The organism is Calothrix sp. NIES-2100 (assembly GCF_963875285.1).
Classification (GTDB): domain Bacteria; phylum Cyanobacteriota; class Cyanobacteriia; order Cyanobacteriales; family Nostocaceae; genus Aulosira.
Map to the genome: position 1 here is coordinate 253918 of NZ_CAWNLA010000001.1, position 13956 is coordinate 267873.

Annotated in this window: 9 protein-coding genes; 4 read left to right on the forward strand and 5 right to left on the reverse strand. The window is 41.1% G+C overall.

Annotated elements, in window-relative coordinates; all coding sequences use genetic code 11:
• Positions 1-361 precede the first annotated feature (361 nt).
• Both AACU32_RS01100 and AACU32_RS01105 read right to left on the reverse strand, forming a co-directional pair.
• Entirely contained in the window at positions 362-3565 is a 3204-nt protein-coding gene (locus tag AACU32_RS01100; RefSeq protein WP_096597034.1) for a GAF domain-containing sensor histidine kinase, read from the reverse strand.
• A 310-nt stretch (positions 3566-3875) separates the two neighbouring features.
• The gene (locus tag AACU32_RS01105) at positions 3876-4961 is read right to left on the reverse strand and encodes a RuBisCO accumulation factor 1 (protein WP_096597036.1); all 1086 of its coding nucleotides are present in this window, start codon (positions 4959-4961) and stop codon (positions 3876-3878) included.
• A gap of 301 nt (positions 4962-5262) precedes the next feature.
• Between AACU32_RS01105 and AACU32_RS01110 the strand changes: the two genes are divergently transcribed.
• The 3 genes from AACU32_RS01110 (at position 5263) to AACU32_RS01120 (ending at position 8393) form a co-directional block, all read left to right on the forward strand.
• Complete coding sequence (locus AACU32_RS01110; RefSeq protein ID WP_096597038.1) at positions 5263-6207, forward strand: response regulator; 945 nt, start codon at positions 5263-5265, stop codon at positions 6205-6207.
• Between the two features lie 229 nt (positions 6208-6436).
• Positions 6437-7129 carry a bifunctional demethylmenaquinone methyltransferase/2-methoxy-6-polyprenyl-1,4-benzoquinol methylase UbiE gene (ubiE, locus tag AACU32_RS01115; protein WP_096597040.1) on the forward strand — a complete coding sequence of 231 codons (693 nt, stop codon included), beginning with the start codon at positions 6437-6439 and terminating at the stop codon, positions 7127-7129.
• A 28-nt stretch (positions 7130-7157) separates the two neighbouring features.
• Complete coding sequence (locus tag AACU32_RS01120; RefSeq protein ID WP_096597042.1) at positions 7158-8393, forward strand: DUF445 domain-containing protein; 1236 nt, start codon at positions 7158-7160, stop codon at positions 8391-8393.
• 126 nt (positions 8394-8519) lie between these two features.
• Here AACU32_RS01120 and AACU32_RS01125 read toward each other — a convergent pair whose 3' ends face one another.
• The 3 genes from AACU32_RS01125 to AACU32_RS01135 are packed head-to-tail and all read right to left on the reverse strand — an operon-like array spanning position 8520 to position 13322.
• Positions 8520-9707, reverse strand: a complete 1188-nt coding sequence (locus tag AACU32_RS01125) for an ATP-binding protein (protein WP_096597044.1) — start codon at positions 9705-9707, stop codon at positions 8520-8522.
• Between the two features lie 2 nt (positions 9708-9709).
• Positions 9710-11947 (reverse strand): outer membrane protein assembly factor BamB family protein, encoded by a 2238-nt coding sequence (locus AACU32_RS01130; RefSeq protein WP_096597046.1) that lies wholly within the window; start codon positions 11945-11947, stop codon positions 9710-9712.
• Complete coding sequence (locus tag AACU32_RS01135; RefSeq protein ID WP_096597048.1) at positions 11940-13322, reverse strand: ATP-binding protein; 1383 nt, start codon at positions 13320-13322, stop codon at positions 11940-11942. The genes AACU32_RS01130 and AACU32_RS01135 overlap by 8 nt, the downstream gene beginning before the upstream one ends.
• Positions 13323-13536: 214 nt before the next feature.
• Here AACU32_RS01135 and AACU32_RS01140 point away from each other — a divergent pair, with 214 nt between their 5' ends.
• Entirely contained in the window at positions 13537-13830 is a 294-nt protein-coding gene (locus AACU32_RS01140) for a TRADD-N-associated membrane domain-containing protein (RefSeq protein ID WP_096597050.1), read from the forward strand.
• The last annotated feature ends 126 nt before the right edge of the window (positions 13831-13956 follow it).

Sequence of the window (13956 nt, forward strand, 5' to 3'; positions counted from 1 at the left end):
TCAACGAACGAAATGCCAACTCTGTCTTAATTTTGACTTTTGAACGCCAGTTGCTACAACGCGGGAGACCCGCGCAACGCACTGGCTCCTTTTGACTTTTGCGCAGCGGTACTAGTACCTTTCGCGTAATTCCTAATTTGTGAGGCAGTCCCCAGGGATTTATGTAACGGCTGTCGAAGATTTGTCTTGGTTGTAGAAACAGACCAAAGCGATCGCGAAACAAATATTATCGGACTTACGCACTCTCAACCTGAAACCCTGATCCCCCCTCCTCAAAAAGGGGGGAACCTCTAAAGCCTCCTTGTCAAGGGAGTTGGCAGATCTGAGTGCATAAGTTCTGTCTGTCAATTTGTATTTTTGCTTATTCCTGATCTGATAAGTTGACTTTGACTAGTGGTTTTTTAGTTATCTCCTGACGAATTGGCAGCTCAACCACAAAGTCTGTACCTTTGCCAAGTTCAGATTGGCAGTAGATTTTGCCATGATGTTTCTCAGTCACAATCTGATAACTAATAGAAAGTCCTAGCCCTGTGCCTTTGCCAACAGCTTTGGTGGTAAAAAATGGATCGAACAGCCGTGATAGTACTTTTTCATCCATACCAAGTCCGTTGTCAGCAATCCGAATAGATATCCAATCTTTATTAAACACAGAGGTAGAAATGCGGATGGCGCTGGGTTTGGCAGCAACCACCTCAGGAGATAGCCGCGCGTTTCGTTCTTCCAAAGCATCAATGGCGTTGGACAGCAAATTCATAAATACCTGATTCAATTGACCGGGATAACATTCGACCAGAGGTAAGGAATCATATTCTCTACTCACATGAATGGTCTGCTTATCGGTTGAGGGCTTCAAGCGATGTTGCAAAATCATTAACGTACTATCTATACCTTCATGAATATTTGCTTGTTTCAATTCGGCTTCATCTAGGCGGGAAAAATTCCGTAAAGAGGTGACAATGTCGCGAATGCGATCGGTGCCGACCTGCATGGACTGGAATAATTTAGGTAAGTCGTCAAATAAAAACTCTATCTCGGCTTTGCGCCAAAACTCTTGTATCTCTGATGCCGCATAGGGATGATGTTGCCGATAAAGTTCCACACAGCGCAGCAACTCTTGGGTGTATTGATGGGCGTGTTCCAAGTTGCCGTGGATGAAATTAATCGGATTATTAATTTCGTGGGCTACTCCGGCTACTAATTGTCCCAAACTAGCCATTTTTTCAGCATGGATAATTTGCATTTGAGCTGTGCGCAGCTCATTTAGTGCCTGGGCGAGTTGATTTGCTTCTTCACGGGTTTGACCCAATAAACTCGATTGTTGGAATAAGTTGGCTTGACGTAGTGCCACACTGATTTGAGCTGCCACTTGGCTGGCAAATTCCCATTCTGCTTGTTCCCAATTACGTGCATGGGTGCATTGGTGAATGCACAATAAACCCCATAGCTCGTCACCTTCCATTAGGGGGACAATAATCTCTGCTTTAACTTGGAATCGCTCAATTACATCCAGATGGGGCACTTTGGAGTCAATGCTGTTGACATCAGATATTACTTGCATTTGCCCTTGACGATATTGCGGTGCGAACTGATCGCCGAAGCAATAGTCTTGCATCTTGACAGCGAGGGCAGAATTGAACTGGGGTAGCACGTCTTCAGCGATAAATTCACCACTACAAAAATTAACATCAGAGTCAAAACGGAAGATGCCGACGCGATCGCCTGTGAGCGATCGCCTTACTTCCTGTACTATGGTGGAAAATATTGTTTCTAAGTCCAAGGATTCCCGAATTTTGACGACCAGATCAAATAAAATTCGCCGCTGTTCAGCCGATTTGTGCATTTCATCAGCACGAGTTTGGATTTGCGTCATCATTTGCGAACTTTGCAGTGCTACTCCCAGTTGACTAGCAACCTGTCCCAAAAATTCAACTTCCACAGCATCCCACTGGCGTGGCGCAGAATGTTGATAAGCAGCTAGCAATCCCCACAGGTTCCGGCCAACAAAAATTGGCGTTAACACGTAAGCCCGAATTTTGAACTGCTCCAAAATCTCTAGGTGACAGCGTGAGTGTCCAGCTTGATAAACATCGTTGACAGCAAAATTTTCGTTGTTGCGGTAGCGTCCGCCTTTGCTTTCTTGTAGGTAGGTATCATCCCAAACGAGATTTCTGCCAAAGGGATTGATGCTGTCCCACTGTGCCTCAACCATGCCGAAATGACTGACAAATTCGCCACTCCAGTCTGGATGAAAGCGATAAACGGCGACTCGCTCAACTTTCAGTAGTTTACACACTTCCTGGCAAGTAGTTTTGAGAATTAAATCAATATCTAGGGAAGAGCGAATTTTCCCAACTACTTCTGTAAGTGCGCGTTGGCGGGCGATCGCATCTTTGAGGGCAGAAGCTTGTTGTTTCGACTGAGCCAAATTCTCGGCTTGCTGAATTGCCACTCCCAATTGTGCCCCGACTTGTTCGAGAAATTCAACTTCATAATTTGCCCATTGACGCGGTGCTGAGTGTTGATAAGCTGCTAGCAGTCCCCATAGTTTTGGCCCAATGAAGATGGGTACTAAAGCATAAGCCCGAATCTTGAATTGCTCGAGAATATCAACGTGACAGCGGGTGTGTCCGGCTTGGTAGATGTCGTTGACGGCAAAACTTTCGTTATTGCGATATCGCCCACCTTTGGTTTCTTGTAGATGGGTATCTTCCCAAACCAAATTTTTGCCAAAGGGGTTGATTCTATCCCACTTCGCTTCTACGATGCCAAATTGACTGACAAATTCGCCACTCCAATCTTCATTAAAGCGGTAAATCGCTGCCCGCTCTAGCTTCAGGAGTTTACATATTTCCTGACAAGCGGTGTCGAGAATAATTTCGGTGTTTACAGATGAGCGAATATTCCCCACCACTTCTGCCAAAGCTCGTTGTCGGGCGATCGCATCTTGCAGTTGGGCGGTTTGTTGTTTGCTTTGTTCTAAAATTTCTGCTTGCTGCAATGCTAGACCCAGATGACTTGCAGCTTGTGCTATGAATTCCACTTCGTGAGCATACCAATTTTGGGGAGCAGAATGTTGATAGGCTGCAAGCATTCCCCATAATTTTGCTCCTACAAAAATCGGGGCGATCGCATACGCCCGAATCTGAAACTGTTCTAACACTTCAATATGACAACGAGCATGTCCTGCTTCGTAAATGTCAGCCACAGCAAATGGCTCATTTGTGCGATATCGTCCTCCTTGGGTTTCTTGCAAATATGAATCTTGCCACACTAATTCCTCTCCAAAGGCTGTCAGTGTATTCCAGGGAGATTCTGCAAAACCAAAACGATTGATGAAACTACCACTCCAGTCTGCATTAAAGCGGTAGATTGCTACTCGCTCAATCTGCAATTGCCGACAAATATCTTGACAAGTAGTTGAAAAAAGGGATTCTAAATTGATTGATGCGCGAATCTTTGCTATAATTCTACCCAAGATTTTTTGATACTTAACTGCCAGCTTTAAGTGTGTTTGACACTCTTGCAGGTCTAATTGGCTTGAGGTTTCATCATCTTTTATTCTCATAAATTTTATCAAAACTTAAACTTCTAGATTCAGTGTTCCCTGATTTATTTTTCTAATCACACATTTCTCAAAAAATAAATCTGCTGAATTTGACCAATAAAGAATTGATGAGCCATGATTTCTATCATTTACTAATTTTTAAGTCGTAAATTGCAGATTTTCTCTCTATTTTGATGTGGGCGATCGCCGCCCAACCTTGGCTTCACTTTACTTGTCGAAAATAGACAAAAAAATTACCCCACCGATCGCTCAGGAGGCTAACTTTGAATTAATATATCTATTTGGGGTAATTTGAACCCGTATTCAATCTTTATTCGTCAATTTGCCAGGAATCTTTGGTAATTTCTTCATCAAGGATTTTCTTAGGACGCAAGATGATAATTACTTTTCCTAATAAGGGGATTTCGGAAGCAGTTTCAAACCACTGAATATCAAGTTCACCAGAATTATCTACTACAAAGTAACTAGATGCATCCCATTCACGTTGGGCGCGATCTACAATCACCAATACTTTTCCTAGCTGACTCTGTGTTTGGTTGGGCAGGCGATCGCTATTAGCTAAAATCACTACTGGGTCTTCCGCACTTAAAAGCACTTGCCAACCTGGTAATGGTACCCAAGCTTGCTCACCTGTAAACTTGACCATGCGAAATGGTTCAATTTCTGTCACTAAGGGCACAGATTTTAAATCGTTTGGTGTTAATGGTAACTCTCCAACTACAGGGACAATCCTAGGTAATTCGTCTTCAGACTCTAGGCGATAAAAGGGAAGCAATGGAGCCGGACGTTTGGGAACTACAGTAAAATCTGTAAGTAACTGTTCTATTTGTTTCCTAGCTGCTTGCGTGTGAGCAAACCGCAAACCTTTAGCAATCAGGCGCGATCGCTCTTGCAAATCTGTGTTTTGCCTTGCTAGTTTCCATACATTATAGGCAACAGCATCTCCCGGATGGGCGGAAAATCCTTCTGGCAAGGTACGGAAACGGGAGTACTCTTTAATCGCTTTGGCAATATCTCGTGCTTCATCCATATCCAGTTTGTGCTGGAAAGTCAAGTCAGCCGCAGCAGCTCGTTCTTCGTGGGTGAGCAAGCGTAACTCATATAAAATATCACTGCCGCGTGTGGCGTAATGCGATCGCGTTGCCTCTGAGGCACCACCTTGTTCTAAAGAATTGTAAACTTGAGAACCAACAACCACTTGATTTTGTTGAACAGGCTCAAATCCAGTGGCTTCAAAAATATCTTGGGGATTGTAACCTGATTTTTGCAAATTGGCGATCGCTTGACCCCATTCCACCCAGTTACCTTGCTTTTGCCTTAACTTCCGCAGCAACTCTTGGGCGGTATCTAAATCAGCGTTATCAGGATTTTCCGGATTGGGTGGGAGGTTAGTCATACGCAGCAAATAATTAATACCCGATCAGCAAGTCTTATTCTATAGGAAAAAAGCCCAAAAACCCCGGTGCGGCAATGCAGGAATGTAGGTGGATGGGGGATGGAGGGGACAAGGCAAAGAAGGGGGACAAGGAGGACAAATGACCATTGACTATTGACCATTGACTATTGACAAATGCCCAATACCCAGTTGCCTATATATTGAGCTACATCCGCAAATTTTCGCAAGGCTGGTAATTTATTATCGACTAGACTTGGTATGGAATATAACAAGATAGTAATTATTTAAAGGAATTAACTTTGTGAATAATCCCAGTCTGGAAATTAATACAGAACGTCGTCAATTAAAAACTTTAGAAAGACCGAAAAAGCTGAAAATCCTTGTAGTGGATGATGAACCAGATAATCTAGATCTGCTGTATCGCACTTTTCGCCGGGATTTTCATGTGCTGAAAGCTGATAGCGGCATGAATGCCCTACAAATGTTGGCTCTGGAAGGGGAGGTGGCTGTGATCATCTCCGATCAAAGGATGCCAGAAATGAAAGGTACGGAATTTCTCAGCAAGACTGTACCTCAATTCCCGGATACAGTCAGAATTATCTTGACTGGTTTTACAGATATTGAAGATTTGGTAGAAGCAATTAATGCTGGGCAAGTTTATAAATATATCACTAAACCTTGGGACCCTGGAGAACTCAAGGCTGTAGTCCAGAGGGCAGCAGAAACCTACGATTTGCTCAAGCAACGCACAGAAGAATTACGCTGTGCTAACGCTCAAATGGCACTACTGACTGTTTTGGTAGAGGTAACCCAAGCAGCTAATAGTTTAGAAGCAACTCTCACACCGATTGCTACGGCTTTTAGTAACAGTTTTGGGGCTGATGGCTGTATTCTGCAACTAGTTGAAGGCAATACTCTCACTGCTACACAAGGATCTTACGGTTACGGCGGTACTGTGGAAAACTGGCTAGCGCAAGATCCATTGGTGAGCTTGGCGATCGCTACAGAGCAAGTGCAAATCTGCTTAAATGTCCTGAAAGACCAAAAATTATCTAGTGTTGAACACTACCAAAATTCTGGTGTCCAAGCACACTTGGTAATTCCAATTAGTTACCGCAACAAAGTCATGGGATTGTTGTCTCTACAGTGGAAACAACCACATACTTTGCGAGAAGATGAATTAAAGCTCATTCATTTATCAGGTCAATTGGTAGCGATCGCTCTGACTAGCAGTAATTGCTCATGAACATATATTGAATCCAAAGTCAATAGTTGCCGTCAAAATTTCAGCTTTAGACTGGGGAACGCTAAATGCTACCCTGTCTAAAGGATGTAGACGCGCAGGCTAGGATGAAAAAATGGATATATGCCCCAGGAGCAACTGCCGTGAGTTTTTGGAGTGATTGATCTCCCATCCCTTGATGGCTAGGGTCATTTCATACTTCATACTTCATAGTTCATACTTCAGTTGACCAATGACTCACGAAATTCGCGCGATTTTTGATCGGATTGCTCCTGTTTATGACCAGTTGAATGATTGGTTGAGTTTGGGACAGCACCGAATTTGGAAGGAAATGGCAATCAAATGGAGCAACCCTCAGCTTGGTGATACTTGCCTAGATTTGTGTTGCGGAAGTGGCGATATCACCTTAGGGTTAGCAAGGCGTGTAGGGGCGACAGGACATGTGTATGGACTAGATTTCTCTGCTAACCTGCTAGCGATGGCTCAAGAACGCTCCCAAAGACAGTATACCGACCAACCAACTATTACCTGGGTTGAAGCCGATGTACTGGATTTACCCTTTGACAACAACCAATTTGACGCAGCAACAATGGGCTATGGTTTAAGAAATGTTAAAGATATTCCTCGCAGCCTCCAAGAGTTGCACCGGGTTCTCAAGCCTGGCGCGAAAGCCGCCATTTTAGATTTTCATCGGCCGCTTAATCCGCAATTGCGATCGTTTCAGCAATGGTATTTAGAGAATATTGTTGTCCCAATAGCGACTCAGTTGGGCGTAAAAGAAGAATACGCCTACATCAGCCCCAGCTTAGATAGGTTTCCCATAGGCAAAGAGCAAGTAGAATTAGCCGATCAAGTTGGTTTTGCTGCGGCCACACACTACCCCATTGCGAACGGTATGATGGGAGTGCTAGTAGTCAGTAAATAAAATCCAAAATTGGTAAGTCCAAAATTCTGTGGATTGGTCTCATCTGTGGCTTTATCTATCACCCCCAGTGATAGGTGGTATTATCGGCTATTTCACAAATGATATAGCCATCAAAATGTTATTTCGGCCTTACCGAGCAATTTATATCGGTAAGCAAAGATTGCCGTTTACGCCTGGATTGATTCCCCGCAACCAGGAACGTTTAGCGCTGAAAATTTCTAATACAATCATGGGGTCACTTTTGACACCAGAAGAATTGCAAAATCTCGCACGTCGTCTCTTGCAAACAGAACGGGTACAAGCAGCAATTCTCTGGTTGTTAAAATTAGCCATTGACCAAGTTAAATCAGAGGAGAAAAATCAGAAAAGCGCCAAAATTGTGGGCGGGATTTTGCGTGATTTATTAGGAGAATCCTTGCCACGTCTGTTGAAGGTTTTAGCTCGGCAGGAAGACTTTTTAGAAGTACAAATCAATCAAATTTTTGACCAAATACTGTTGGAACTTCAACTGAGTGAAGAACAGTCAACAAGACTGGCTGATTGGCTATTAGAAGTAGTTTTACCGCCAGATGTGCTGCGACAAACCATAGTTGATTTTTTGACCGACCGCACGATTCAAACAATTGATGAAACCTTTCGGGAAAAGACCAGTGGTACTTATTGGGTAGTGGCCAATTTGTTTGGTTTACGCAATACTCTCACCAGACTCAGAGCTTTTTGCTTAGATGAAAAAGAGGCTAGTAATGCTAGGTTAAAAGAATTGATTCAAGAATTGCGAATCCGCGATCGCGTCAAGAAATTATTGCAAAATTTATCCTTGCAAAACTTACCTGTGGGAACAGTCAGACAACTGCGCAAAACTACTAGAGAAAGCGTCCGCCACTACCTACAAACAAGTGGTAGTGATGTGTTACAAGGATTAACTGACTCTGTTGACTGGGAAAATATTGCTTCCCTGCTGCTAAATCGTCTTAGCGCCTCACCTGTAGTTAGTAGTTCCTTAGAAGTTGTGAGTCAAGAATTAGCTTTAATTTTGGAGCGATATTTAGAGAAAGATTTAGAAGCAATTGTGGCTCAGGTAATTCCAATTTTATCTATAGATCAGGTAATTGTTGACCGCGTAAAATCAACTTCCCCGGCTGATTTAGAAGCGGCGATTGAAGGAATTGTTAAAAATGAATTGCAAGCAATTGTGACTTTAGGTGGTGTTTTGGGTGTGATTGTGGGTTTAGGTCAAACAGTGTTTCTGCTGTTTAATCAATAGACTTCTTGCATCAATTGAAAAAAAGAACCCCACCCCGCTTTCGACAACAGTCAAAGTCTCTCCTCCCTGGCTACAGTCTAGGGTTAGGGGTGGGGTGTTAGGGGACTTTTGTAAGAGATCTTTTAATTACTCTATTTCTTTGTTACTAAGCCTTTCTGCCAACCAATTACGAAAGCTGGAATGGTAGAAACTGTAATGCGTTTTTGTGTCTATTCTCTGTGGCACCAAGAACTCAAACCAATCTTCCAGCACTTCTGCAATATCGTATGCATCTTCATGTATAGTTTGTGCGATCGCTTGTGTTGATAAAGATTCACCATTTTTAAGATGGGTAAGAACGCGAATTACCTTCAACGCCACATCAGACAAACCTTCAGCCGTCATCTTCAACCAATGCTGTTGATAGTAAGCTTCTAAACCAGGCGGAAGTGGTTGGCGCTGGAATGGTTGAGAGTAAAAACCTTCAGTAATGGAGGGTAGAATCTGGCTGAGAAACATAAAATTGTTTTCGGTTTCATCTGTGAGACGTGAAATAAATTCTTCCTGTAACTGTTCACCCTCTACAAAGTGATGGGGTATGTCAAGTCCTTCTAATGACTCCGTGTCCCCTCGTCTGTGCGTCAGTCCTAATGATAAGTATTCAATTGGATTTGATATTAGGTATTGCCGAATGTATGCTTGCACATTTTGACGGTTTTGTTCTGGGTATGCTGCTAAATCAAGTATTTGGGTAGGCGTTTCAATTAATAAACCAGATTTTTCTTTAGGAAAGGGACGGCGGGTGAGAAGAAAATAAACACCTTGAGGGAGATACCTAGGAAGATAAAACAAATTTGAACCAGGAGGTTGACTGTGACGTTCAATAGCGTCTAATGCATCAATAGCAATTATCAATTTTTGATTATATTTTAATTCGTCGCTAATTTTCTGAAGTTGCAGTGAGAGAAACCAACTCCCCTCAGTTGCGTTATCAGGAACCTCTATTTCATCTCCCTCATTGGCAATTCTTTTGATTAATTGCGTGCAAACATCTTTCAGAAATTCTTCAGCGCGACTTTTGCCTTCAATTTGGGCGTTGTAATAGACAACATCAGGATTTGCGATCGCATACTTGGCGAGGATGGCACTTTTACCGCTACCAGGTGAGCCAATAATGATAAAGTAGCCTCGGTTGTGACGCTGTAAAAAGTCGTTAATAGAGGTGAAGATAAAAGTGCGACCTACAAAATCTTGGCTTTTTTCAAGAATTATTTGTTTAAATTCGGTTGAGTATAACGTGAAATTTATGGATATTTTGGAAGGTGATGTATTCATAGTTACTTCTCCACACCTTCCAGGCGGAGGAAATGCAAGCGTCCAGATGCTTCACCTGCAACAATTGTTACGCCATCTGGGGCGACGGCACAGCAAAGTAACTCTCCATCTGCAATAAAACTGGCAATTATTTCATGAGTTAGTAAATTCCACACCTTAAGAGTATTGTCAGACGATGCAGAAATTACCCACTTGCCATCTTGTGTCACTGCTACACCTTGTACCCAAAAAGTATGACCAGTAAAGGTAAAAAGTTCTTCTCCTGTTTCTAGATCCCAAATTTTAACAGTATTGTCCCAAGAAGCAGATATCAGATGCTTACTATCCGGTGTCACTGCAAAAGATTCAATTGAGTGTGTATGGCCTTTTAGAGTTAAATTTTCTCTTCCTGTTTTAAAATTAAAAACTTTACAATTGCCAATATTATAATTGTTATTACATACTGCTCCAGTGATAATCTTTTCACCATTAGGCGTTACAGTTATAGGATCTATTAACCTTGTACTACCTTTTAAAGTAGCAATTTTTTCTCTTTTTCTTAGGCTCCAAACTTCAATAAGACCCTGAGATAAACCAACAATTATCTTTTTACCATCTGGTGTAATTGTTACAGATTCTAAAAGATTACTATCAGATTTTAGAGTAAAAAGTTCTTTCCCTGTTTTGATTTCCCAGATTTTAATAGTATTATCTGATGAAACAGAAATCACTTTTTTACTATCCGGTGTCACTACCAAGGCAGTTATATTATCAGTATGACCTTGAAGGGTATAAATTAATTTTGCATTTTCTAGATGCCATATTTTAATAGTATGGTCATATGACCCGGAAATTACCAATTTAGCATTTGGTGTAACAGCCAAAACATTTATAGAGTCAACGTGACCATTGAGGCTATAAACTTCGTCTCCTGTTACTAAACTCCAGATTTTTATAGTCTGGTCATATGAACCTGAAATTAACAGTTTGCTATCTGGGGAAATAGTTACAGTTCCTACCCAATCACTATGACCGATAAGGGATAAAATTTCCTCTCCAGTTTCTATATCCCAAACTTTAATAACAATACGTGAACTGGAGACTAAGAGTTTCCCATCTGGCGTTACTGCTAAAGATTCAACTGAGTGTCCATGACCCGTGCAAGTAATAAGCTCCCTTTGTGTTTCCAAATCCCAAATTTTGATAGTGTTATCATGCGAACCAGAAATTAAACGTTTCCCATCTGGTGTTACTGTCACTGATTCAACCCATGCAGTATGACCATTTAGCGTAAAGATTAGTTTCCCAGTTGCAATATTCCACATTTTTAGAGTTTTATCAGCAGAAGCAGAAATCACCCATTTACCATCTGGGGTTATTGCAATATCTGCTACTCTCTCTGTATGACCTATTAGAGTAAAAATTTCTTTTTTATTTTCCAAATCCCAGAATTTTATAGTATTATCATGTGAACCAGAAACTACTTTCTTACCATCAGGCATCACCGTTAAAGTATCTACTGAACTTGTATGACCTTTGAGGGTAAAAAGCTGTGTTCCCGTTTCTAAGTCCCATACTTTTAGAGTCTGGTCAGTAGAACCAGAAATAATTTGCTTACCATTCGGTGTCACGGCTAAACTTTGCACTAATCCTTGATGACCTTTGAGGGTCAAAAGTTCGGTTCCTGTTTCCAAATTCCATAGTTTGAGAGTGTAGTCCTCCGAAGCGGAAATCACTCTCTTGCCATCAGGTGTTACAGCCACATCACTTACCAAGCCAGTGTGCCCTGAAAGAGTACGTAATAATCTTCCTCCTGGAGGCATAAAGCTGACAGATAGAGGACGTAACCAAGGTGAAGCTTTCATCTGCTTTGCTTGCTGCAACAATACCCCAATTTCTCTAGTTTTAAAAGATTGTAAACGTCCCCATAATTGCGCTGCTAGTTGCGTTTTATCCTCATTTAAAATATGTGCAGATAGTTGTAAAGCCCCTTGAATTAATTTCAGCCCTTTTACACTGTAGTCGTTATATTCTCGGTGAGTTAATAATTCTGTTTTTTCAATCAAATCATAATCTTCAATCAGCGCTTGTATACCAAAATTAGGATGATTAATTTTTGCTTCTATAAAGTTAAAATCAGTCAATAGACAACATAATTTCTTAATTCGTCTACCTTCTAACCACAAGCGTGGAACTTCACCTAAAAAATGTTCTATTTCTTCTGATGATAGTTCAGCTAACCAGGTACGAATATTACTCATAACCATGAAGTCCTTCTGTCATAATATCGGCAACTTCGGCGCTGATATCAGGTAGATTTACTCCTGCTGCTTGCACAACATCCTGGCGATGCAAAAAATCGCGGAAACTTTCATGATAAAATCTGTAACGTGGTGGTTGATAATTTTCCTGTTTCTGTAAAAACTGTGCCCAACCATCAAGAACTTCTTGCACAGTCAACTCATTCTTCTTAGAATATTTGGCAATTACTCCACGCGAAGCAGCACTTCTTAGGGCACACATTACATAGACAATCTTTATTTTATCTTTTGGTAATGGCTTAGTTGTCATGCCCATTATTTGCCAATGGTTTTCATAATATCCTTGTAAACCTATAGGTAATTCATCGAGAGGTTTATTATCGTAAAACCCTTCAGCTATGGCTGGCAAAACACAGCGCAAATACATGAAATTATTTTCACTTTTTGTGATAATTTCTTCCACAAAATTATCAGTAGTTAAATGATTTTGCTTTTGAATCCACTGAATCAATCCTTGTTTATATTTTTCATTTTCTAGGAATCTGCTAATATACTGATTTACATCCTGACAACTCTCTTGATATTTTTCTCTTAGATCTAATTGCTCAGTGGGAATGCTGGGTGAAATACTTAATCTTTTTTCATTCTGGTTATATGGTCTTCTAGTCAGCAGAAAGTAAACGCCTTCTGGAAGAATGGTAGGTAAATATAAAAGGTTTCCGGCTGATTCCTGGTCAACTTCATCCAGCGCATCAACAACAATTACCAAGCGTTCGCTAGCAGATGTTTTTTCCTTAGCTTTAATCAATAACGTTGATAAATCAGCATCGGCCGTATCATTTAACTGGTAACGATTCATCAATTGTTGGCGAATTTTTTTCAGGAATAATTCCGGGCGATTCATCCCCTCAGCACGAATATTGAAAAAGCAAATTGCTTCAGGATGCTCGATAATATATTGTGCTGCGATCGCACTTTTACCCATCCCAGCATCACCTACTACTGTAAAATAGCCGTTAGTGTTTCTGCTGAAGAAATTTTCTATTGTATCAAATACAAACTCACGTCCACAAAATGATTCAGTTTTATCTAGAATTATGCGTTCAAATTCTGGTGGTAATTGCTGTTGTTCATACCAGCTTTTAGGGTCAATGATATCGGTAGGTTTAAGATTTAAAACTGTGGCAATACTTTTTACTGCCCAACGTTCAACTCCATTAGGGCAATCTTTAGTACCAAGTAAGCGTTTAACCGTATCAACAGATACATTTGCTTGCTGTGCTAGTACTTCTTGAGTCAGGTTGGCATATTTGTAAGCTTGTTTGAGTTTGGCTTTTCCTTGTTCGCTCGATTGAACTTTATGAGATTCACGCATCGTCAAAATTTAACAAAGCATACTGATATTCAAACAATAACGAATTTTCACGTTTACAGTCTAGGGCAGATAGATTTTTTTACCTTACCTATCTGCCCTAAATAACAGGGCAAAAATCAAGACAAACTAAACCTATCTGCCCTCGATATATATTTTTTACTCAGCTAGGATACCAATATCAAAACAGAACAACACAGCATTTCAGAGGTTAGCGATGCAGTTCCAGCTTTTTAAAAAACCACAAATTAATGATAATTATAGCGATCTTAAAGAAGAAATAATCCGCGAATTGTTGCGGCAAGTGCGTCAAAGCTACAATCTTGCACTTGGTGTAACTACTGCATCTGCCTTAATGACTTTATTTGGTGTTGGGCTTCTCTACTTCGATAAAGTTTCAGAAGCAAGTCTGACTGCGGGAGGCGGAGTTTTAGCCACTATTACGAGTGTTCAATTTGCCAAGCAAGCAAAAGAAGAACTACACGAAATGATAGACAAGTTGCCAGAATAATACCATTTTCGCAAAATAACTGTAGGGTCTCCCCGCCCTTGACGCCCCGCCCTTGACAACAATTTATATGTTGCAATTATTTAATTGGAATCACCCCAAAACCGCCCGCAGGCTAGAAGCCTGGGG

Coding starts and splice junctions, on each gene's coding strand:
- AACU32_RS01140 (WP_096597050.1), top strand. CDS start 13,537: ATGCAGTTCCAGCTTTTTAAAAAACCACAAATTAATGATAATTATAGC.
- AACU32_RS01135 (WP_096597048.1), bottom strand. CDS start 13,322: ATGCGTGAATCTCATAAAGTTCAATCGAGCGAACAAGGAAAAGCCAAA.
- ubiE (WP_096597040.1), top strand. CDS start 6,437: ATGACTCACGAAATTCGCGCGATTTTTGATCGGATTGCTCCTGTTTAT.
- AACU32_RS01125 (WP_096597044.1), bottom strand. CDS start 9,707: ATGAATACATCACCTTCCAAAATATCCATAAATTTCACGTTATACTCA.
- AACU32_RS01130 (WP_096597046.1), bottom strand. CDS start 11,947: ATGAGTAATATTCGTACCTGGTTAGCTGAACTATCATCAGAAGAAATA.
- AACU32_RS01100 (WP_096597034.1), bottom strand. CDS start 3,565: ATGAGAATAAAAGATGATGAAACCTCAAGCCAATTAGACCTGCAAGAG.
- AACU32_RS01105 (WP_096597036.1), bottom strand. CDS start 4,961: ATGACTAACCTCCCACCCAATCCGGAAAATCCTGATAACGCTGATTTA.